This window comes from Algoriphagus halophilus (genome assembly GCF_900129785.1).
Taxonomy (GTDB): domain Bacteria; phylum Bacteroidota; class Bacteroidia; order Cytophagales; family Cyclobacteriaceae; genus Algoriphagus; species Algoriphagus halophilus.
Genome location: NZ_FSRC01000004.1, coordinates 211,434 through 234,071 on the forward strand (window position 1 = coordinate 211,434; position 22,638 = coordinate 234,071).

The window sequence follows — 22,638 nt, forward strand, 5'->3', positions numbered from 1 at the left end:
GTTGATGCTACTTTCTAATTAAATACTTTTCTGCCACTTTATTGAAATCCTGAATTTCTTGAGAGATCCAGGCCTGGTCTTTATCAAGTTCAATAGCCATCAAGTGAGCTACTTTTTCTGCTGTATCGATGGCTGCTTGAGCATCAAGGATCAAAATACGAATTCTTCTTGATAGGATGTCCTCAACTTTGACAGCCATTTCATTTCTTACTGCCCAAATTACTTCAGCGGCAATATTTGGGAAGTCAGGATGGAGCTTTTCAGCAAGATTCGGTTCCTCTTTTGCCAATGCTTGAATTGCCGATGCATCTGATCCGTATAGCTGCCAGTGGCCTTCTTGTAGCTGTTCAGAATATCCATGGATTTTCATGTCCAGAGAGGTGCTAGCTCCAGGCTTCTCTCCAGTTACTTGTTGGAAATGGTCCACTGTATCCTCTCCCATTTTTCGGAAGGTAGTCCATTTTCCTCCGGTCAGGGTAACCAGCCCGCTTTCGGAAACAATCACTTTATGGGATCTGGAGATTTCTTTGGTTTTGGTACTACCCTCCTGAGGTCTGGCTAGTGGTCTCAATCCTGCAAAAACAGCTTTTACATCTGCTCTGGTTGGTTTTTTTGTCAAATACCCTCCAGCTGTTTCCAATACAAAGTCAATTTCTTTTTGTAAGGCTTCAGGCTCCATTTTTGGTTTTTCACGGAGTGTATCCGTGGTTCCTACAACGAGTTTCCCTTGCCATGGAACCGCAAATAATACCCTTCCATCTCTGGTTTTTGGGATCATTAATGCGTCGGAACCTCCTAAAAAATCCAAATCCATAACCAAGTGAATCCCTTGACTGGGTTGGATCATTTTTGGAGCTTCCGGATTATCCATTTGAAGGATTTTATCCGCAAAAACTCCCGTGGCATTTACCACCATTTTAGCTTGAATGATATGCTTTTTCTTCGTTAGAAGGTCCTGAATTTTCAATCCTGTAATTTTTCCTGAAGAATCTTTCTCCAGGTTATTGACTTTGGTATAATTCAAAATGCAAGCACCTGCTTCGTCTGCAGTTTGCGCAATATCCAAGGCTAGTCGCGCATCGTCAAATTGACCATCATGATAAACAACTCCGCCCATTAATCCTTTTTGTAGGACTGCAGGCAATCTTTTTATAGTTTCTTTTTTAGAAATGAAAGTGGACTTCCCAAGACTCAACCGGCCTGACATCCAATCATAAAGTTTTAAACCTACGCTGTATTGAATACGGTCAAACCAAGTGTAAATAGGGATAATAAAGGGCTGGTCATGCGCAAGGTGAGGGGCATTTTTAAGCAACTTTCCTCTTTCTTTCAATGCTTCTAATACGAGCATTACATCACCTTGCGCTAAATAGCGAACGCCGCCATGAACCAGTTTGGTGCTTCGGCTGGATGTGCCTTTGGCAAAATCAGCTTTCTCCAGTAATACGACAGACATCCCTCTGGATATGGCATCCAATGCAACACCCAATCCTGAGGACCCTCCACCAATCACGGCAATATCCCAGACTTTTGAAGAGTCTTGGATTTGCTTTATGTTTTCTTCTCTATTCATTTCTTACTAAATCGATTTAAAAGTAAGAAAAAAGAAACAAAAAGAAACAAAAAGAAAGTAATAATTTAATGAAATGCTATTCTTTCCTATTGTTTTCATTAATTTTAAGTCATAAAAGAAAGTCAATGACCATCGCAGAGCGACATAAGTACATCTTAGATGAATTGAATAGAGCTGGTTTTGTTTCTGTTTCCGATCTATCCAAAAGCATGGAAGTAACCATGGTAACGATCCGGAAGGATCTCAAAGTCTTAGAAGATAAAGGCCTACTATACAGGTCCCACGGTAGTGCTACCTCTGTTTCCCCATATGTTTCAGATCGATCTGTCAATGTGAAAAAGCTGGAGCAAGTAGAGGAGAAGAACAGGATTGCTGAAAAGGCTTTGGATTATTTGGTGGAGAATGAAGCTATTTTAATCGGGTCTGGAACTACGGTGGTTGCTTTTGCTCAGGCAATCCCCAAGAATCTTCCTTTGACTGTCCTCACTGCTGCGATGAATGTTACCTTGGCATTGATAGATTCTCCTGAAGTGGAGTTGGTGCAATTGGGAGGGGTGGTTAGAAAAAGTAGTAGTTCTGCGGTGGGCCACTATGCCGAAGAAATGCTTCAGAATTTTGCTTGCAGTAAATTATTTCTCAGTGTGGATGGGGTGAGTTTGGAGCATGGGTTGACCACCTCTAATATGATGGAAGCGCACTTAAATGCTCAGATGATCAAGAATGTGCAGAAAACCATCGTTTTGGCAGATTCTAAGAAGTTTGGAAAAAAAGGCTTTGGGAAAATTTGTGAACTGGAAGACGTGGACCTTATTATTACCGATGCAGGTATCCCAGATTTATTCCAAAAGAAGTTGGAGGAAAAAGGAATCGAAATCGTAATTGTTTAATAGTCTTTATAGGTTTTTCTTTCTACAGAAGATCCATTAGCATCCAAAGTAACTACATAGATAAAATCATACTCTATGTCCTCTAAATCCTTATATTTTTCAGCGTCTCCTACAAAGTAATTAGCGATATGTCCTACCGTGTTGCTATGTCCTACCACTAAGATATTCCCTTCGTCCGCCTTCAACTTTTCTACTAACTCATCATGGTTTCTAGGATCATATACCTGTATTTCTAATTCTTGTTGATCTGCTGTAGGTTTTGCAGTGCTTTTAGTTCGGATGTAATTGGTGCTATAGATATGTTCTATATTCTTGTCGGAAAGAATTTGGGCGAGTTTTTGCGCTCTGATTTGTCCTACCTGTGCCAATTCAGGATCATCTCCTTCTAATTGCTTTTCAGCATGTCGGACTATGTAAATTGTTTTTGGCTTTGGAGAAGGGGAACAAGAAGCCAAAAATAGAAGCACTAAGGATAGTAGGATTAGATTTTTCATGAAATAAAGATAGTTTCGACAGAACAAAAAAAATGGAAATCCTTAAGAAAAGATAACCTTAAACGAGCAGATTCTGAAGTTTAAGGTTATCTAGAAAAGGTGGAGTTGAGGGGGGTTAACCCGAAAACGTATTGTCCAGGTGTTGGTCCTTTGTCTTTACCGTTTCAAATTCCAGGAATTGCTCCCAGAATTCTTCCTCAGGTACAGCTGCTCTCAGATAAAGCTTCTCTTTTTTGACTGGGTGGACAAAAACCAGATTGAATGCATGCAGGTTGATACTGGCATCGGGATTAGGTTTTGCAAAACCATACTTGACATCTCCTCTGATAGGACATCCCATGGATGCTAACTGAACCCTGATTTGATGCGGTCTTCCTGAAACCGGACGAACTTCCAAGAGCCAATGGTCATTCATAAAGCCCAAAGTTTTGTAGTTGAGCTCTGCTTTTTGTGATCCAGGAACTTCCCGGTCATGGGCAGTCACGAAATTTTTCTGTTCGTCTTTTACTAACCAGTGGGTCAGTTTTCCTTGTTCTTCACGAGGCTTTCTTTTGACTATTGCCCAATAGACTTTGTGGATATCACGCTTTCGGAACAACTCCATCATTCGTTCCAATCCTTTGGATGTTCTGGCAAATGCTACCAAGCCACTGACAGGGCGGTCCAATCTATGGATCGGGTGAAGAAAGACAGCTCCCGGTTTATTATATTTTTTGGCAATGTAATCTTTGAGGTAGTCCGTCAACGTCTTATCGCCCGTCTTATCTCCTTGCACCAAAATGCCTGCGGCTTTATTGACGATCAATAGGTGGTTGTCTTCATAGACAACTGTAAATGGTTTCTTTTTCATAGAAATGCAAAGTTAGCCATTTTCTGTTGAGAGATAGAAATTTATATTCTTTGAGGCGTTGCAGAAGTTCTTAGTTTTGATAATCTTGTTAAGGAAACACCAATTTTATAAATGATGAAAAAGCATTTCCTCTACTTTTTATTAATCATAGCTTATTCTTGCCAAACTCCCAGTAACGAAAAATCAGATATTGACCAACCAAAAGAAATCTCTATCGAAGTTGAAGATTCAGTAACTGTCAATGGTGTTTTGGCCCAACTTTTTTTATTTCAAACAGCAGATCAATACCATGTGATTTTTAAGGACTTTTTAAATTCCAAGGTTTATGTGGTGAACAAGGATAATGGAAAAATAGACTACGAATGGAGTAAATCCGGAGATGTGCCAGGTGCTTTTGGTTCTATGACCAAGCCATTGAGTATTTCTAAAGAAGGAAATATAGTGGTAGTAGATTATATGGCTGGCCAACGTGTATTCCAAAAAAATGGAGATGTGACCATGGTTGGAAAACCAGTAAAAAACCAGGTAAGTTTTGGAGGTCCTGTAAGCCTTCTTTCCGATAGCCAGGTAGTATCAATTGATGGGGAGGAATATGTGTTGTATTCTCTTGATTTACTAGAGCAAGCGGAGGACTACAATTCTGAATTTCTTCAAAAGAGAAGAAATCTGATTTTGTCCAACTTAAAAACAGATGAGACTCGTTTAATTGTTCCTTTCCCAGAAGGGTCCAAGTTTTTGTCAGGAAAGGTTTTTCCTTTCGAAGATTTTCGCCCTCGATTTGTAGTCAATGAAGAGGAAGATCGATTGTATTTAATATTTCAAAACGAACCTGTTTTGTATACTTACCAATGGAATGATGGAAATCCTGTTTTTAGTTCAAGCCTTGCTATTTCATTGCCGGGATTTGAGGAAAATGAAGGAGTTGAAATCGGAGCAATTGGATTAGGTCAAGTAAGCGATCCAGAAAATGAACCTTTCCCTGCTCGAATTCAAGGGATAGCTCAAGCCGGAAATGGTTTTTTAATCACCTATAGCACTAAACCCAGCGAAAGATTATATAGTCTTTATAAGGCTAAAGAAATATCAAAAGAACAACGAGATCAATTATTCCAAGAGATATCCAGGAAAACAGTATTTATGGATGATTCAGGAAACGTTTTTCCAGTGAATTTTCCAGAGATGTATTATGAATCCTTTGTCATGGTCGATGGGAAGATCCATTGGATGAAAAAAACAGATCCCAATACAGAAGCAGAAGATTTTACGGTGTATTGGGGGAAATTAAAGATTGAGTAGCTTTCAATCAACCCAGTTTCTCCTTGATATCCTTCATGATAGTCTCTGCATGGACCACACTGTTTTCAATAAAGAATTCCCGGGTGTTTAAGCCACCACATACCACTCCAGCTAAGTAAACTCCTGGTACGTTGGATTCCTGATTGGCTTGATCATAGCATGGTTGACGTTTTTCGTCCAAGCTTAATTCCACTCCTAATTGATCCAATAAAGCGAAATTGGGCTTGTACCCCGTCATCGCCAGTACAAAGTCATTTTCAATGGTTACCTCTCCCTCAGGTGTCGTGATGATTACTTCATGTTCTGTAATTTCTTTGACTCTTGATTTGGTGAAAGCTCGAATGGAGCCTTCTTTGATTCGGTTCATGATATCCGGACGAACCCAGTATTTCACATTTTGATCCACTTCATCTTCCAATAGTACCATACTCACTTCCGCTCCTTTTCTCCAGGTTTCCAAAGCTGCATCGACAGCGGAATTGGCCCCACCAACAACGAGGACTTTTCTTCCGATATAGGGCCAGGGCTCTTTATAATAGTGTTGAACTTTTGGGAGATTTTCTCCTGGAACATTCATCAAATTAGGAAGATCATAAAATCCGGTTGCCAGTACTATCTTTTTGGTGTAGTAAGTAGTTTTTGAGCTCGTGACTTCAAAAATATCTCCTTTCTTCGCGAGGGTTTGAACACCTTCGTACAAATTAACATTCAGTTTGAAATGAAAGAAGATCCTTCGGTAATACTCTAATGCTTCGGTTCTGGTAGGCTTATTTCCTACCGACATAAAAGGTACTCCTGCCATTTCCAATCGGTCAGAAGTAGAGAAAAATGTCATATTGATCGGATAATTAAAAATGGAGTTGGTTAATGCACCTTTTTCAAGTATCACATAGTCCAAATTGGCTTTTTGGGCTTCCACTCCACAGGCAAGCCCAATCGGACCCCCTCCCACAATCAATACATCATGAATTTTTGTTGTCATCAATTTTTAGGTTTGAGCTTTGAAACGATAGGTTTCATCGGTGAATTTACGGTAATCCCATTCAAAACTTCTCTCTTTGAAGGTTACATTTCCCGATTTTTCTAAAACCAATGCAGCGGAGGAAACAGTTCCATAGTTATCATTTAATCGGATGAATTGGGCAGAAAGTCCTTCCTCCATTTTAGGAGGTACTCCAGTATCCGGTAACTTTTCCAGAGGAAAGGTCTCTTTTGAGTTCAGAATATTTAACAAGGATTCTGCATTGATCCGGTTTTCAATTTGCTCGATAAGCTGCTTTTTTGCCAATTGCACTTTAGGCCAGGGAGCATTCAATAATCCATTGCTTAATCCATGAATTCCAGGCTCCACCTCGGTAATGTCTTCTCCATAATTGCTGTAGTAAAGCAAATGGTTTCCATCCGATACGAGTAAGTTGAATCCGTCGTATTTTTCTTGATTGGTTTGGACTTCTTTTAAATAATCTAGGGGTGAGGAACTACTTTCTAGAAAATTTTGAACTAGCTTTCCTCTACTGATGAGTGCTTTTTTTGGATGGTGAAAATCCCTGTAATAAGTCAATAAGGACCATTTCCCATTAGGGTGAAATCCCATCCAGGTGCCTTCACTTTTTAAATCTTTTCCGGCATAAAACCCAGTCTTCCAAAGGTGGATCTTTTTGCTTGGCCTCATGAAAAACTCATCTCGATTGGCTCGGATAACTAAGGGGTAATCGGGATGTTTTTTCCAGGAAAATACAACTAAGCACATATTTAAATGTAAAAAAAAGGCCGGGATTTCCGGCCTCAGTGGTGATTATCCAACATTCGTTTCTTCCAACAAAGGATAATCTGTATATCCTTTTTCTCCTGGTGTGTAGAAGGTGCTTTGATCCCATTCTTCCAATGGAGCATTGGTTTCAAATCGAACTGGGAGATCTGGATTTGAGATAAATAGTTTCCCAAATGCAACGGCATCTGCCAAACCTTCCTCAATGATATTATTGCCTTTTTCCTGATCAAAGGCATTGTTAATTACCAAGGTACCTTTGTACATTGGTCGATATCTTTTTGCAATATTTGGTTCTAAATAAGGTAGATCGGAAACATCTGTAAACGGTTCCGAAAGGTGTAAATAGGCCAGATCGTAGTCGTTTAATTTATTGATGATGTAATCAAAAGTAGGAATGGTTTTTTCATCGGCTTTCATTCCAAAAACACCATTTAAGGAAGGGTTTAAACGAACTCCAATCTTATTTTCCGGCATTACTTCTTTAATCGCTTCGATTATTTCAAAAAGGATTTTTGTTCGGTTTTCGATACTTCCTCCATATTCATCCGTTCTTACGTTGCTGGTAGCGCTGAAGAACTGATGCAATAAATACCCATTGGAAGAGTGAATTTCTACTCCGTCAAATCCTGCTTCCATCGCATTTTTAGCCCCGTTTTTAAAATCCTCTATCGTCTGCTTGATTTCCTCCAAGCTCATTGCTTTAGGAGTGACTGTTTCTTTAAAACCTTCTGGGGTATAAGATTTTTCATTGGGATTAATGGCGGAGGGAGCAAGAGGTAATTCACCGCCATGGAAATCAGGATGTGAGATTCGTCCCACATGCCATAATTGGATGAAAATATGTCCATTTTCTTCATGAACGGCTTTCGTAACTTCTTTCCAACCCTCTACTTGCTCCTGAGAATAAATCCCTGGAGTATTGATGTATCCAACTGCCCTTTTTGAAATCTGGGATCCTTCAGTAATAATCAATCCTGCGGAAGCCCTTTGTCTATAATATTTTGCGTGAATTTCGAAAGGTTTATTTTCGGGATTAGCTGCTCTGGAACGCGTCATGGGTGCCATCCATACCCGATTGGACAAATTTAAATCGCCCACTTGTATAGGTTCCAATAATGCTTGTTTCGTACTCATAATAGTAGTTGGTTTTGTTGAAAAATTCAATGTCTATACAACTAATGTTTGGGTAAGAAAGTTCATTTTTGAAATTCTGATATTGGGTTTTAAGGATTCTTGAATTCGGCGATAAAAATGATAGGATTATGTTCTATTCCAGGATTTATGAGCATGTCTTCTTCATTTATTTTGTCATAATTAATCCTATAGAATTGATCCAAAATAACTGGGTCAATAGTAAACCAGGCTTGATTTTCATCATTTCCCATGAATTTAATCTGAGAGGGTAAGGTCAAAAAGTCATTTTTTAATTTCTCATAAAGCATCATGTTATGAGTTGTTAAATTGATCAATAAAAATTTATGAGTATGGTCGTGAATGATAGAAAATAAATATTTGTTATCGGGAAGACCAATTCCATGATTAATGTTTTTGTACCCTTTAAACTCATTGAATTTTTTTAGGCGGTCTAGTGGATGGCTAATAGAAGTGTATTCACTTAGCGGATAAAACTGGTCCTCAAAATCCAAAAAGTAACTTGCTTTGATGGCTAAGTTGGAAAGTATGATCAGACTGTCAACAAAAGGATGATAATGGATTAATTCATTTCCTCTAACCAGAAATTCTTCATTTCCGACATAAGGTTTATCAAGTTCTGAATTGATGGGATAAAATCCCTGAATCAGGTTTCCCTGTAGATCATATTGGTTGAATGAATTGATATTGTCTTCGCTGAAATTTTGATGATAAGTTAAAATACCCTCATTGGTCACTTTGAGACTACCGGCAGAATAAGCAAGGTCAATATCCTCTAGTTGGTTCAACTCTAAATCAAAGGTATATATATGCTTCCTGGCTCCATTTAAAACATAAATTTTTTGCTCATAAATGCAAAAGTCCGAGATCTCACTCATTCCTAAAGGTCCCTCACCAATATCATCCCTGTAGGCCAGTTGTTTCCCATTTAAATCAAATACCCTTAATGATTTCATGATATTAAAATCTGAAAGAATGATCTTGTCCTGAGCAATTATGACTTTATCAACTTGTCCCACTGTAACTGAAGAATCTAATGGGATTGCCTTCATTTTTGAAAAGTATGTAGCCAAGTTTAACGGCTTATTTACTTTCGCCAATCTTATTTCTTTTCTTGATTCTTTAGAGAGGCATGATGAAAAAAGGAGAAGAATATTTAGAATAAAAATAATGGTCTTCATCAATTTAGATTTTTAAACGAATAAATAAGGTAATGAAAAGTTCAATTTTTCTTGAAAAGAAATACATGTATTTATTCAAATAAATGACTGTATAACAAACGTTAACACTTTTTAATACGATTATTTTCGTAGAAATTTTGAAATTACGATTGTCTTCGTATAACTTTGGTACGAAAGATATCGTATAACCAGACCATGAGTAAACCTACAGAAGCTGAACTAGAGATTTTATCCCTTCTATGGGAAAAGAAAGAAGCCAGTGTGAGACAGATCCACGAGGAGATTTCAAAGACCAAGGAGACAGGATATACTACTACATTGAAAATCATGCAGATCATGCATGCTAAAGGGATGCTGACCAGAGATGAGCAAAGTAGAACGCATATTTATAAACCTGCTACTAATCAAGGAGAGACCCAAAAATCCCTCTTGAAAAATTTGATGGCCACTGCTTTTGGTGGTTCCGCAAAGAAACTGGTCATGCAGGCACTTGGACAAGAAAACCCTTCCAAGGAGGAGTTGAATGAAATAAGAGAATTTTTAGACCAACTAGAACAAAAATCCTGATGACAATTTTAAACGATTTGATACCGGATAACTTGCTATATGCCTTGGGATGGACATTGGTTCATTCGATCTGGCAGCTTGTATTGATTGGAGGGGCACTTTGGTTGCTTCTCAAATTGTTTGCTCGACGTAGTCCCACTTTTAAGTACGTTGTGGCAATGTGCAGCCTAGGATTCACTTTGCTCCTGGCTTTTGGGACATTTTTCTACCAGCTAACTATCCAGGCACCAGATTCCCTTTTTGATAAAGTGACCTTGGATGCCATGGTATTAAGCCAAATGAATGAGGCTTCTACGCTTAGCACAGAAAGTTTGGTCCCCAGAATAATTCATTGGATCGAGATTCAACTTCCTTTATTAGTGAATTTTTGGTTTTTGGGTGCTTTACTATTCTTGTTCAGATTGGTGAATAGCCTTTCTGAAATTAGAGTGCTTAGAAAATCTTCTACTCTAAATGAGGATTTGAACTTAAATGATATCGTAAAAAGACTTTCTTCCAAGATTGGAGTCAGTAAAAAAGTACAGCTTCGAATCACAGATTTAGGCCAATCTCCGATCACTTTCGGGTTTTTTAAGCCAGTCATCTTAATCCCTGCAGGATTATTATTTCAACTATCACCTTCCCAATTGGAAGCTATCATCGCCCATGAATTGGCGCATGTAAAGCGAAATGATTATTTGGCAAATCTGATTCAGTCTTCCTTGGAAGTAGTATTCTTCTATCATCCATGTTTTTGGTGGATGAGCCAAACAGTGAAGGAGTTACGTGAAAATGCTTCTGATGATTTGGCTGTTTCTGCAGGTGTTTCAGCTAAAGAATTGGCTTTTGGCCTAGCCGAAGTTTTGAATTTCGCAAAGCAAAATCCCCCTGAATTAGCACTTGCCGCAGGGAAAAAACGAAACCCTACCCTTCAAAGAATAAAAAGAATCATGGGCTATCCAGCTCAGACCTATCCGCAAAACCCTATAATTTCTATCCCTATGTTAATCACATTAATACTTAGTGCCGGTTTAATTGCCAGTGCACAGCAGGATGTACCTGCCAAAACAGATAAAGTGGAGCCCATCGCTCAAGTTGTAGTTAAAAATAACCTTGAAAAGTTGGTGCCTAGAGTTGTAGAAGCAACCAAAGATACCCTTGATAAAAAAGTCGAAAAAGTAATCATCACCGATGGGGTTCCAGTTTGGGTAAATGAAGAAAATGAAGTGATTGACCCAAAGGATAAAAAAGTATATCGTATCCAGGTCCAAGGAGATACCATTATCCATAAGGGGAAACCAATGGTTTGGAAGTCCGATAAAAAAGGAACTTTTGTGTATAAGTATAATGGCGAAGAGGTAATTATTGAAAATATGCCTGAGTTAGAATTGGCTCCAATGCCTGAATTTCCAAAAGAGGCCATGGCTCCGATGATGGATTTTGAAATTGCTGTTGCTCCTCAAATGGATTTCGAAATGGCACCAGTACCCGACTTTGATTTCGAGATGGCACCAGTTCCTGATTTTGAAATGGCCCCAATGCCACCAATGGAATTTGGAGAGGGATTTGCTCCAATGGTTTTTGAGTTTAAAAATGGACAGGATTGGGCTTTTTCTACCAAAGATACCATAGGAATGACCAAAGCTGAAAAAGAGAAATGGCAAAAAGATATGGAACTTCGTGCTGAAGAAATGGCAAAAAGAGCGGAAGAATGGGCTGCTAAATGGGAGGAAAATGGCGCTGAATACGAGCTCAAAATGAAAGAATGGGAAAAGAGTATGGCTCCAAAAATGAAGGAGTTTGAAAAGAGAATGGAAGAGTGGCAGAAAGCATATGAGCCTAAATTGAAAGAATTTGAAAAGAGAATGGAGGAATGGCAAAAAGCTAATGAGCCCAAAATGCAGGAGTTTGAAGCGAAAATGAAAGCTTGGCAGGAAGAGAATGAGCCTTTGTTGAAGGATTATGAGGAAAAGATGAAGGCATGGGAAAAAGAAATGCAGCCAAAAATGGAAGAATATCAACGTAAAATGGAAGCATGGCAAAAAGAAAATACCGCTAAAATCGAAGAATTCCAGAAAAAACTACAAGAAGAGCTTAAAAAGAAAGACGATAACCAATAAATATACGTTAGAAGAAAATGACCTGAAAAGGTAATTGTGTGTTGATGCTTCAAAAAAGACCTGTTTCCTGAACTGGTCTTTTTTATTCAGATAATAACTTGTCTATCAAAATTTTATGGCTCTCAATCCATTGGGCGTAATAATCCCCTGTGCCGGGCCCGCTAAACCCAGTATGGATCTTTCTAACCTTGTGTTTTTTGTCAAGATATATCAGAGTAGGAAATGCAATAACTTCTTTCAAAGCAGGTAGAGATTTCGCCGCTTCATCTTTTTTTGAAACGCCTGCAATCAGCTGAGGGTAGGGAACCTCAAATCTTTCTGCATGTTTTTTTACCCTTCCCGCAGCATAGTCAAAGTCAGGTTTGCTTTCAAAAGCCAAGGCAACTACTTCAATTCCTTTTGATTTGTTTTCCAAGTACCAAGGAGCCAGAAAATTGGTTTCATCCATGCAATTGGCGCACCAGGTTCCAAACAGCTGGACCAATACAATTTTGTCTTTAAAAGTGGAATCGCTAAGTGAAACAATCTCTCCATCGGCATTTGGAAAACTGAAGTCGAGGGTTTCATACCCTTCTTTCAATTGGGTTAAATGGTCGTTTTCAGGTAGTTCAAAAGACTCATTTCTTGTTGCTTCAAAGGTTTGGAAATAAATGGGGCCAGACCTGAACCTTCCTGTAACTTCACCATGATTATCTGCCTGGCCTGTAAAGAAAAAGGCATGTCCTCCATCGAAAGCGCTTAGGTAAAATGTATCGCCACTTACATTGCCTTCCAGAAAACGATAATCTCCCACATTGGTCAGAAAAGTCCCAGTGATTTTATTTCCGTTTTGTTGGAAAATGCCTAGTGCCTGATAGGTGCTGCTATCTGATCTTATAAATTCAAATTCCCATTTTCCGGAAAAGTCTGTTTTGGGAGGTTCCGATACAGGAAATCTTGTATCGATGTTACGTTCAGCTACAAATCCAGAATGGTAATTCTCTTGGTAATTTCTTTGATATTTTCCTTGGATGCTGCCGTCCTCCATCATTTTTGCATGTACCTCAGAATCAAATGCATTCATGATGATATGAATGCTATCCTCTTTAATTTCTACATCAGGAACAGCTAGGTTTTCACTGTCATTTTTTAGATATGCAGTCCAATTATCTCCGGATTTTTCTAAGCTGAACCAAAATGGCAAGTGGTCTTCGCCTAAGTCCAGATAACCATGCCAATTTCCTTCAAAATTCATGTTTTTTTCGGGGCTTTTCTGACAGCTAAATAGTAGACAAAAAAGGAGGAAATGTAGGATTGTTTTTTTCATAGGTAAGAAGTGCAACCACAAATCTATCAGGATAATTCAATTTAGTCTACATGGATAGTAGGGTAATTAAAAAATCGGTGATGGGATTTTCTTCCACTTTTCCGAAATGAGGTTAATTTTTATGGGAAATTGCCCCACTTTTAAAATTCCTATCACAGGATGTTCCAAAGAAATTGGACTATTTTGTAATAAAAGCCCTAAATACAGTCTAAAAAGGTGGTTTTTTGAACTTTATAAAGGGCTGTTAATCATTTGAATACCCTCAAAAAAATAAGTGAAATATTTTGTTAAATATTGGCTTGGATCAAACTTTTGGCTACTTTTAAGATAAAGTGGGAAAAAGTGGGGCAAAGTGGTAGAATGTGTATATCATTTTATTACTTTTGTCTTTACTACATACTCAAGAAAATAAGAGCGAAATGTTCAATAGTCAATATGATTGCAAGCTAGATCCCAAAGGGCGTCTGGTATTGCCTGCCAAAATCAAGGCGGCGATACCTGAGGCGAATGGGTCTGCGCTTATGCTTCGTATGGCAGAGGATAAATGTTTGGCTCTTTATCCCATGAATGAGTATAAAAAACTGGAAAGCCAGGTAAGATCCCTTTCGATCAACAATGCCGAACAAAGAAAGCTACAGCGTTCATTTTTCATTACCAGTGTAGAAGTGGAGTTAGATAGCTCAGGGCGTCTGTTGATTCCGAAGATATACCAGAGCTATGGTGAGTTGGAGAAAGAAGTGGTAGTCGTCGGAATGGGGAGTAGAATCGAGATTTGGAATCCGGACAAATACTTGCAGAACATCATTTCTGATCCTGCAGACTTGTCTCAATTAATGGAAAAATACCTCTCCTAATAATTATGACAGAGTCTGTTTACCATATCCCAGTGATGCTAGCCCAATGCACTGAAGGCTTGGCTATTAATCCCAATGGAATTTATGTCGACGTTACGTTTGGTGGAGGGGGGCATTCGCGTGAAATCCTTAAACACTTGGATCAAGGCCATTTATATGGCTTCGATCAAGATATAGATGCGAAAGCAAATATTCCGGAAAATGAGCATTTCACCTTCGTGGAAGCAAATTTCCGCGACCTGAAGCGTTATTTGAGGCTGCATGGCGTTAAGAAGGTGGATGGGATTCTCGCTGATTTGGGGATCAGCTCTCATCAAATTGATGAACCAAGTCGGGGATTTTCTACCCGATTCAGTGGGAGTTTGGATATGAGGATGAATCAATCTGCTGAATTATCTGCCAAGGAGGTATTGAATACTTATGAGGAATCGAAGCTTCATAAGATTTTTGGCATTTATGGAGAGGTGAAAAATGCCAAGACCTTGGCACAAGCGATTGTTTCTGAGCGAGCTGCTCAGCCATTTGAAACGACAGAAGGCTTTACGGCTTTCTTGAAAAAATATGCTCCTCGGGGCAAGGATTATAAATACTATGCTCAGGTTTTTCAAGCCTTGAGGATAGAGGTAAATGATGAAATGGGTGCATTGGAAGAGATGTTGCTTGATGCGGTAGATCTTTTGAACCCAGAAGGAAGGCTGGTAGTGATGAGTTATCATAGCCTAGAGGACCGCTTGGTCAAGAACCTGATCCAGAAAGGGAAATTTCAGGGTGAAGTGGAAAAAGATTTTTATGGCAATCTGCTCAGACCATTGGATCCAGTAAGTAGGGGTGCAGTCGTGGCAGATGAGGAAGAGATTGCTAGAAATCCCAGAGCTAGAAGTGCAAAACTGAGAGTTGCTAAAAAGAGAGGGAAATGAGTCAGAATACGTTTAAAAAGAAACTCAAAAAAGGAAATACTCCGAAAAGAGGTAATGGTCCAAGAAAAACCATTTTCACCTGGATAGAGGAGAAGTTGAATGTGACCGGCTTGCTCGGAGAAGGTGTCCCTGTTCAATTGGTGCCTCCTGTTGGGTTTGTGGTATTATTGGCTTTGATCTATATCTGGAGTAATCACCGTGCTGAAAACATGGTGAGAAAAATAGAGAAAGTGCAGCAAGAAGTAGAAGACCTTCGTGCCGATGTGACTACCCTGGAGGCAGAGTACATGTTGAGTAGCATGCAGTCGGAGGTAGCCAAGCGTGTGTTAGAAAAAGGAATAGAAGAATTAAATCAACCACCGATCAAAATCGAGGTAGATAAGTGAATATAAAACGATCCATATTACTCAGAGTGAGGGTGGTTTTCATCCTTGTTGCGCTGGTTGCAGCAGCAATACCTTACCGTATTGCCAAATTGCAATTGGAAGAGGGAGATAAATGGAGAGAAAAAGCAGAAACCATCAATTTCAAGTACAGGGAAGTTCCTGCTACCCGTGGGAATATTTATGCTGGAGATGGCAGCTTGATGGCGACTAGTCTACCTTTTTATAGAGTAGCGATTGATCCTACCATTGTAAAAGAGGATCGCTATAAGGCAAAAATTGACTCCTTGTCCCAAAAATTGTCCGCCTACTATAAAGACAAATCTGCCACTGCCTACAAGAGAATGATCACTGATGCCAGAAAGGACAATAAAAGATACTTGGTATTGAATAGACGTCAAATTGGCTATCAGGATATGCAAATGATGTCCACTTGGCCAATCTTCCGAGGCGGTCGTCTTGGTGGAGGTGTATTATTTGAAAAAGTTGAAAAAAGGTACCGACCATTTAATTCTCTTGCTAGTAGAACAGTGGGTTTTCTGAATGAAGATGAATATGGTGCTGGAATTGAATACTCCTTTAATGAGTACTTGAAGGGCAAAGATGGAAAGGCTTTATTCCAAAGGCTAGCAGGTGGAAGTTGGAAGCCTGTATTTGATGCAGAAGATGTCAAGCCTGAAAACGGGTTTGATGTGATCACTACCCTGGATGTGAATATCCAAGATGTAGCTGAAACTGCATTAAGAAGACAATTGGAAGACCGCGATGCAGAATTCGGGTCAGTCATAGTGATGGAAGTAAAGACCGGTCAAATTAAAGCCATTGCCAATCTTCAGAAGAATAAAAAAGGAGTGGGCTATGGTGAAAATTACAATTTCGCGGTAGGGGACCAAGGAAATACAGAGCCAGGTTCTACTTTCAAATTACTATCCATGTTGGCTTTATTGGAAGAAAATAAAATCAGCTTAAATGATAAAGTGGAGACTGGAAATGGAGCCCATAAGTTCTACGACCGCACCATGCGGGATGCGAAGTATGGAGGTTATGGAACCTTGACCATTCGGGAAGCATTTGAAAAATCCTCTAATGTGGCCATTTCAAAATTGGTGGATGAATACTTTGGCTCCAGTCCTTCCAAGTTTATGGCCTATGTAGAAAAGGCAGGTTTGAAGGAGCCGGTAGGATTCCAGCTGGTAGGGGAAGGAAAACCTTATTTCAAAAAGCCTGGCGATAAAAATTGGTATGGAACCTCCCTACCTTGGATTTCCATTGGATACGAAATCAAATTGAATCCGCTGCATACCCTCTCCTTATATAATGCAGTGGCTAATGGTGGGAAAATGGTGAAACCTTTTATTGTAAAGGCCATCGCCAAAGGAAATACGATTCATGAGGAGTTTGAAACAGAAGTGATTCGGGATCAAATCGCCTCAGATAAGACTATTAAGCTTTTGCAAGAGCTATTAGAAGGGGTGGTTGTAAGAGGAACTGCCCGAAATATTGCCAATGCTGATTATAAAATTGCCGGCAAAACCGGTACTGCCCAAAAGCTGATTGATGGCAGATATACGCAAAAATATTACACCAGTTTTGCGGGATATTTTCCAGCAGACAATCCGAAATATTCCATGATTGTGGTGATTGACAGTCCTAAGGGTTTTGCTGCCTACGGAGGTGATGTTTCTGCACCAGTGTTTAAAGAAATTGCCGATCGAATCTATGCTTTAGACTTGGAGCTCAATCCCTCCAATCAAAATCAGATTTTTCAGGCTGAAAATATCGATTCCAAGACTCCATTTATCCGAGCTGGTAGAGGTGGAGAGTTGAACGAGATTTTTGAAGAATTGGGGGTTCAGGCCTCTCCTGCCAATGCGGAGGAATGGGTTAGGTCGGTTTCCAACAATGAGAAAATTCAATGGGAAAATAATGAGACAGAAATGCCTCAGGTTCCTGACGTGTCAGGATTACCATTAAGAGATGCGCTTTTTATCCTGGAGAATAAGGGGTTAAAAGTCAATTATTCAGGGAAAGGAATAGTGAAGCAACAATCTATTTCTCCTGGTTCAGAATTAATTAAAAATGCCACGATAAATCTTGTATTAGGCTAAATGAAAGTACTGAAGGACATATTGTACAAAGTTTCTCTGATCAGCACGACCGGTGATATGGAAATGCGGATTCAGAATATTGTCTTTGATAGCCGAAAAGTGGTAGAAAGGTCAGTTTTCGTAGCAATTCCAGGTACCCAGGTAGATGGGCATGACTTTATTGAAGTAGCCATTGAAAAAGGTGCCACCGTCATCATATGCGAAAAGCTTCCTGAGCAATTAAAAGACGGAATTGCCTACATCCAAGTCGTGAGCTCCGCCAAAGCAATGGGGATCATGGCTGCAAATTATTTTGATAATCCGTCCGAAAGAATGAAGGTGGTCGCAGTGACTGGCACTAATGGAAAAACCACTACGGTGACTTTACTCCATCAGCTTTTTATGGAAATGGGATATAGTGTAGGGTTGCTTTCTACAGTAGAAAACAAGATCAATTCGGAAGTTATTCCTGCTACCCATACTACACCAGATTCGGTAAGTGTTCAAGCATTGCTTCGACAAATGTTGGATGCAGGATGCACCCATTGTTTTATGGAAGCAAGTTCCCATGCGATTGTTCAAGAGAGAATTGCGGGGCTCAAAATGGCAGGTGCGGTATTTACCAATATCTCACACGACCATCTGGATTACCATAAAACCTTTGATGAATACATCAAAGCAAAGAAAAAGCTTTTTGACGAGCTTCCAAAAGATGCATTTGCCTTGGTCAACGCGGATGATAAAAGAGGGATGGTCATGCTTCAAAACTGCAAAGGCACTCACCAAACCTTTGGCTTAAAAACTCCTGCAGATTTTAAAGCCAAAATCATCTCCAATACGCTGGAAGGCCTGGAGCTTGAAATTAACAATAAATTGATCTGGTTCCGGATGATTGGGGCTTTCAATGCATACAATCTTCTAGGGGTCATGGGAACAGCAGTGTTGTTGGGAGAGGATGAGGAAGAAGTGTTGCGTGAATTGTCTGGTATCAAAGGAGCCAAAGGAAGGTTTGATAGAATTTCAATAGGTGGGATTACGGCCATTGTAGATTATGCACATACACCAGATGCTTTAGATAATGTGTTGAAAACCATCAATGGGGTTCGCACGGGCAACGAACAGTTAATCACGGTGGTAGGATGTGGAGGAAATCGCGATAAGACCAAACGGCCGATCATGGCCAAAATCGCGGTTCAGGAAAGTGATAAAGCCATTTTGACTTCAGATAACCCAAGGTTTGAAAAACCAATGGACATTTTAAAAGACATGTTGGAGGGCGTTAGTCCCACGGAACTAAGAAAGACTTTGACCATTGAGGATCGCAAAGAAGCAATTAAGACAGCGTGCATGCTTTCCAATAAGGGAGATATCATCCTAGTAGCTGGAAAAGGCCATGAAGATTATCAAGAAATAGAAGGAGTGAAGCATCACTTTGACGATGCGGAAGTAGTGAAAGAATTATTAACCCAATTTACCCAAAGCTGAGATGTTGTATCCCATTTTTGAATATCTAGATCAAGTCTTGGACATTCCCGGAACAGGTGTGTTTCGATATATCTCATTTCGGGCGGGGATGGCAGCACTCTTTTCTTTGATCATTACCATCACTTTTGGGCAAAATATCATCAACTGGATCAGAAGGAAACAAATTGGAGAAACGGTTCGGGATTTAGGTCTGGAAGGACAAAATCAGAAAAAAGGTACTCCTACAATGGGAGGACTGATGATTATTGCAGCTATTCTGATTCCTACATTGTTGTTCGGTGACCTGAATAACATTTACATCATCCTTCTTTTGATCACGACCATTTGGTTGGGAGGAATTGGCTTTTTGGATGATTACATCAAAGTCTTTAAAAAGAACAAAGAGGGACTTGCTGGTAAGTTTAAAATAGTAGGGCAAATCGGTATTGGAATTATAGTAGGAACCACACTTTACTTCAATGAAGATGTGGTGATCCGGGAATTTCAAAATCCGGTTTCCATAGAAGAAGGAGTAGTTGAAACGCCGGCATTCAGGGATGTGAAGGTGGCAAAGACTACCATTCCTTTTGTCAAAAACAATGAACTGAATTATGAAACCCTGTTGGGCTTCCTTGGAGAAGCAATGACTCCTATATTATACATTTTTGTAGTGACTTTTATTATTACAGCAGTATCCAACGGGGCAAATATCACAGATGGAATTGATGGTTTGGCAGCAGGCACTTCAGCAATAATCGGTTTGACCATAGCCATTTTTGCCTACATCTCAGGAAATGCCATTTTCTCACAATACCTCAATATCATGTACATCCCTAACTCCGGTGAGTTGGTGATTTTTGCATCTGCATTCATTGGAGCCTGCATTGGATTCCTTTGGTATAATGCCTACCCAGCACAGGTATTTATGGGTGATACTGGTAGCCTCATGCTCGGAGGAGTAATTGCCGTTTTGGCCCTGACTTTAAGAAAAGAATTATTGATTCCATTGATGTGTGGAATTTTCGTGGTTGAAAATGCCAGTGTGGTTTTGCAGGTCAGCTACTTCAAATACACGAAAAAGAAATATGGGGAGGGAAGGAGAATATTCCTGATGTCACCTTTGCATCATCATTATCAAAAGAAAAATATTCCTGAGCCAAAGATTGTGACCAGGTTTTGGATTGTTGGAATCCTACTGGCAGTAATCACCTTGGCAACATTGAAATTGAGATAAAACGAATATGAAACAAATAGCCATACTTGGTGCAGGCGAAAGCGGATTGGGAGCAGCATTGCTCGCAAAACGGCAGGGCTATGCGGTATGGGTTTCAGATTCAGGGCGCATTAGTGAGGCACGAAAAGAGAAGTTGGAAGTCGAAGAGATTCCGTATGAAGAAGGTCTTCATTCCGAAGCCATCATATTGAATTCGGATTTGATTGTTAAATCTCCCGGTATTCCTGGCAATACTTATATCGTGATGAAAGCGATGGACGAAGGGATTGCAGTAATTGATGAATTGGAGTTTGCCAATCGATTCAGTGCAGGAAAAGTGATTGCTATTTCTGGCACAAACGGAAAAACGACCACGACACTACTGACTTATCATTTGTTTAAAACTGCAGGGTTTGATGTAGGGTTGGCTGGAAATGTAGGGAAGAGCTGGGCAGCACAATTACTGGAAGAAGATCATGATTGGTGGGTGATTGAATGTAGTAGTTTCCAAATCGATGGATTTTTCTGCTTCAGACCATCCATTGCCATTTTGACCAATATTACTCCGGATCACCTGGATCGATATGATTATCAATTGCAGAATTATGTGCATTCCAAAATGGGCTTGTTCAAAAATATGGGGCCTAGGGATAAAGCTATTTTAAATCTGGACGATCCATTGACAGCAGAGGGTCTTGAGGGCGTAAAGTTCAGACCGGAAAAGCTTTGGTTTTCTACCAAGACACCTCAGAAGAATGGGGGGTATTTTGATGGGGAAAACCTGGTGTTGAAAACTGATGAAAAGTCTGTTTCTATTCCAGTAAAAGAGTTTCCTCTTCAAGGGGAGCACAATTATATGAATGCCTTAGGCGCAGGAACAGCTTGTTTATTAGCAGGAGTGAATGAAAAGCAATTGAAAGCTGGCTTATCCTCTTTCAAGAATGCCTCTCACCGCATGGAATTGATCAGAGTAATTGACGGAGTCAGTTTTATCAATGACAGTAAAGGAACCAATGTGGAGGCTACAGCCTATGCGTTGGATGCTTTTAAAAATCAATTGATTTGGATTGCCGGGGGAGTAGATAAAGGGAATGACTATCGTACAGTTCAAGGCCTGGTAAAAGGGAAAGTGAAAACACTCATTTGTCTAGGTAAGGATAATGAAAAATTGAAAGATGCTTTTCAAAACAGCATTGAAGATATCCGCGAAACGCAGAGTATGAAAGAAGCGGTAAGCTGGGGCAAAATGTTGGCAAAAGCTGGAGACATGGTACTACTGTCTCCAGCCTGTGCAAGTTTTGACTTATTTAAAAATTATGAAGATAGGGGAGAACAATTTCGAACCGCAGTAAATGAACTCAAACCAGAAACCATCGCATGAATCAATTTAAGGCATGGATAGATGAGCACTTTAAGGGAGACCCTCTCATTTGGGGGATTGTGATCTTATTGTCTCTTTTCAGTATTCTGGTGGTGTATTCAGCCACGGGATCATTGGCCTATAAATATGCAGGAGGAAATACCGAGGTCTATTTATTCAGACACTCGTTTTTGGTATTTGTCTCTTTGGTGGTGATGTGGTTTGCCCATAAAATTCCTTATAGGAACTATGCGCTTTACGCCAGGTTGGCCATGTACCTCTCTATTCCTTTGTTGTTGTTTACTTACATGTTTGGGTCCAACATCAATGAGGCAAATAGATGGTTGACCATTCCTTTGATTAATCAAGCGTTCCAGCCTTCTGATTTGGCGAAGTTGGCCCTGATTGCGGCCTTGGCAGCGATGCTAGCCAGTAAGCAGAACAATATCAAAGATTTCAAGAACACTTTTGTTCCCATCATCATTGCCATCGGGGTGATCTGTTTATTGATCGCATTGGCAAATATGTCAACAGCAATTCTGCTATTGTTGACTTGCCTGTTGATCATGTTTGTGGGTAGGGTTCCTGTAAAATACCTGGCCATGGTGGTCATGGTAGGAATGCTTGGATTGACGGCAGCAGTGTTCTTGGGACAAAGAGGAGAGACTTTCTTCTCCAGAATTGAAGCATTTATGGATGAGGAGGAAGTGCCTTTCCAAGCGGAACAATCTTATATCGCCATTGCTACTGGAGGAGTTACCGGGAAAGGTCCTGGAAATAGTGAACAGCGAAATTCTTTACCACACCCTTATTCAGATTTTATCTATGCGATCATTATCGAAGAGTATGGATTGGTAGGTGGAGCATCTGTACTGTTTCTGTACTTGGCTTTGCTGTACAGAGGAATGAGAATCGTAGCCAATTCCAATAAGGCATTCGGCGGCTTGTTGTCGGCAGGGCTCAGTTTTGCTTTGGTGATTCAGGCTTTGGTCAATATGGCCGTGGCAGTTGGATTGGGACCTATTACTGGTTTGCCCTTACCCTTACTGAGTATGGGAGGAACCTCATTGGTATTTACAGGGATTTCCCTGGGAATAATTCTGTCGGTAAGTAGAGGGGACCATCAAGATGAAGAAGTAGGTAGCGTGACTGCTACGAATAAATCAAGATTAAAAACAGCTTAG

At 39.9% G+C, this 22,638-nt stretch carries 20 protein-coding genes; 12 read left to right on the plus strand and 8 right to left on the minus strand.

Features of this window, described 5'->3' with window-relative positions; translation table 11 throughout:
• Window positions 1-7: 7 nt before the first annotated feature.
• On the minus strand, window positions 8-1,573 hold the full coding sequence (locus tag BUR11_RS19870) for a glycerol-3-phosphate dehydrogenase/oxidase (protein WP_074226781.1): 1,566 nt from the start codon (window positions 1,571-1,573) through the stop codon (window positions 8-10).
• 125 nt (window positions 1,574-1,698) lie between these two features.
• On the opposite strand from BUR11_RS19870, the gene BUR11_RS19875 reads away from it, so the two are divergent.
• The gene (locus BUR11_RS19875; protein ID WP_074226782.1) at window positions 1,699-2,460 is read left to right on the plus strand and encodes a DeoR/GlpR family DNA-binding transcription regulator; all 762 of its coding nucleotides are present in this window, start codon (window positions 1,699-1,701) and stop codon (window positions 2,458-2,460) included.
• Here BUR11_RS19875 and BUR11_RS19880 read toward each other — a convergent pair.
• Both BUR11_RS19880 and BUR11_RS19885 read right to left on the minus strand, forming a co-directional pair.
• On the minus strand, window positions 2,457-2,954 hold the full coding sequence (locus BUR11_RS19880; RefSeq protein WP_074226783.1) for a SixA phosphatase family protein: 498 nt from the start codon (window positions 2,952-2,954) through the stop codon (window positions 2,457-2,459). The two genes, BUR11_RS19875 and BUR11_RS19880, sit on opposite strands and share 4 nt — an antisense overlap.
• 115 nt (window positions 2,955-3,069) lie before the next feature.
• The gene (locus BUR11_RS19885) at window positions 3,070-3,804 is read right to left on the minus strand and encodes an RluA family pseudouridine synthase (RefSeq protein ID WP_074226784.1); all 735 of its coding nucleotides are present in this window, start codon (window positions 3,802-3,804) and stop codon (window positions 3,070-3,072) included.
• Window positions 3,805-3,915: 111 nt separating this feature from the next.
• Between BUR11_RS19885 and BUR11_RS19890 the strand changes: the two genes are divergently transcribed.
• Window positions 3,916-5,100: an NHL repeat-containing protein gene (locus tag BUR11_RS19890; RefSeq protein WP_074226785.1), complete on the plus strand. Its 1,185-nt coding sequence runs from the start codon at window positions 3,916-3,918 to the stop codon at window positions 5,098-5,100.
• A 7-nt stretch (window positions 5,101-5,107) separates the two neighbouring features.
• Here BUR11_RS19890 and BUR11_RS19895 read toward each other — a convergent pair whose 3' ends face one another.
• The 4 genes from BUR11_RS19895 to BUR11_RS19910 all read right to left on the minus strand — a co-directional run bounded on the left by BUR11_RS19895 (window position 5,108) and on the right by BUR11_RS19910 (window position 9,204).
• Window positions 5,108-6,082 (minus strand): YpdA family putative bacillithiol disulfide reductase, encoded by a 975-nt coding sequence (locus BUR11_RS19895; RefSeq protein WP_074226786.1) that lies wholly within the window; start codon window positions 6,080-6,082, stop codon window positions 5,108-5,110.
• Window positions 6,083-6,088: 6 nt separating this feature from the next.
• Window positions 6,089-6,850 carry an NRDE family protein gene (locus BUR11_RS19900; protein WP_074226787.1) on the minus strand — a complete coding sequence of 254 codons (762 nt, stop codon included), beginning with the start codon at window positions 6,848-6,850 and terminating at the stop codon, window positions 6,089-6,091.
• Between the two features lie 45 nt (window positions 6,851-6,895).
• Complete coding sequence (locus BUR11_RS19905) at window positions 6,896-8,005, minus strand: alkene reductase (RefSeq protein ID WP_074226788.1); 1,110 nt, start codon at window positions 8,003-8,005, stop codon at window positions 6,896-6,898.
• Between the two features lie 89 nt (window positions 8,006-8,094).
• A complete protein-coding gene (locus BUR11_RS19910; protein ID WP_074226789.1) occupies window positions 8,095-9,204 on the minus strand; it encodes a 6-bladed beta-propeller in 1,110 nt (369 codons plus the stop codon).
• 195 nt (window positions 9,205-9,399) lie between these two features.
• Between BUR11_RS19910 and BUR11_RS19915 the strand changes: the two genes are divergently transcribed.
• Together BUR11_RS19915 and BUR11_RS19920 are read left to right on the plus strand one after the other, a co-directional pair.
• Complete coding sequence (locus BUR11_RS19915; protein WP_074226790.1) at window positions 9,400-9,771, plus strand: BlaI/MecI/CopY family transcriptional regulator; 372 nt, start codon at window positions 9,400-9,402, stop codon at window positions 9,769-9,771.
• Window positions 9,771-11,870 carry a M56 family metallopeptidase gene (locus BUR11_RS19920; protein WP_074226791.1) on the plus strand — a complete coding sequence of 700 codons (2,100 nt, stop codon included), beginning with the start codon at window positions 9,771-9,773 and terminating at the stop codon, window positions 11,868-11,870. The genes BUR11_RS19915 and BUR11_RS19920 overlap by 1 nt, the downstream gene beginning before the upstream one ends.
• Window positions 11,871-11,952: 82 nt before the next feature.
• Here the strand turns inward: BUR11_RS19920 and BUR11_RS19925 are convergent, their stop codons facing one another.
• Complete coding sequence (locus BUR11_RS19925; RefSeq protein WP_234982209.1) at window positions 11,953-13,104, minus strand: TlpA disulfide reductase family protein; 1,152 nt, start codon at window positions 13,102-13,104, stop codon at window positions 11,953-11,955.
• 491 nt (window positions 13,105-13,595) lie between these two features.
• Here BUR11_RS19925 and mraZ point away from each other — a divergent pair, with 491 nt between their 5' ends.
• From mraZ to BUR11_RS19965, 8 genes are read left to right on the plus strand one after another with little or no spacing between them, the layout of a single operon-like run.
• Window positions 13,596-14,030, plus strand: coding sequence for a division/cell wall cluster transcriptional repressor MraZ (gene mraZ / locus BUR11_RS19930; RefSeq protein WP_074226793.1), 435 nt, complete (start codon window positions 13,596-13,598; stop codon window positions 14,028-14,030).
• Between the two features lie 5 nt (window positions 14,031-14,035).
• The gene (gene rsmH / locus BUR11_RS19935) at window positions 14,036-14,947 is read left to right on the plus strand and encodes a 16S rRNA (cytosine(1402)-N(4))-methyltransferase RsmH (RefSeq protein WP_074226794.1); all 912 of its coding nucleotides are present in this window, start codon (window positions 14,036-14,038) and stop codon (window positions 14,945-14,947) included.
• On the plus strand, window positions 14,944-15,333 hold the full coding sequence (locus tag BUR11_RS19940) for an FtsL-like putative cell division protein (protein WP_074226795.1): 390 nt from the start codon (window positions 14,944-14,946) through the stop codon (window positions 15,331-15,333). The genes rsmH and BUR11_RS19940 overlap by 4 nt, the downstream gene beginning before the upstream one ends.
• Window positions 15,330-17,438, plus strand: coding sequence for a penicillin-binding protein (locus BUR11_RS19945; protein WP_074226796.1), 2,109 nt, complete (start codon window positions 15,330-15,332; stop codon window positions 17,436-17,438). The genes BUR11_RS19940 and BUR11_RS19945 overlap by 4 nt, the downstream gene beginning before the upstream one ends.
• On the plus strand, window positions 17,439-18,902 hold the full coding sequence (locus BUR11_RS19950; RefSeq protein ID WP_074226797.1) for a UDP-N-acetylmuramoyl-L-alanyl-D-glutamate--2,6-diaminopimelate ligase: 1,464 nt from the start codon (window positions 17,439-17,441) through the stop codon (window positions 18,900-18,902).
• Between the two features lies 1 nt (window position 18,903).
• Window positions 18,904-20,115, plus strand: coding sequence for a phospho-N-acetylmuramoyl-pentapeptide-transferase (mraY, locus tag BUR11_RS19955; protein ID WP_074226798.1), 1,212 nt, complete (start codon window positions 18,904-18,906; stop codon window positions 20,113-20,115).
• Window positions 20,116-20,122: 7 nt separating this feature from the next.
• Window positions 20,123-21,475: a UDP-N-acetylmuramoyl-L-alanine--D-glutamate ligase gene (murD, locus tag BUR11_RS19960; protein ID WP_074226799.1), complete on the plus strand. Its 1,353-nt coding sequence runs from the start codon at window positions 20,123-20,125 to the stop codon at window positions 21,473-21,475.
• Window positions 21,472-22,638, plus strand: a complete 1,167-nt coding sequence (locus BUR11_RS19965; RefSeq protein ID WP_074226800.1) for an FtsW/RodA/SpoVE family cell cycle protein — start codon at window positions 21,472-21,474, stop codon at window positions 22,636-22,638. The genes murD and BUR11_RS19965 overlap by 4 nt, the downstream gene beginning before the upstream one ends.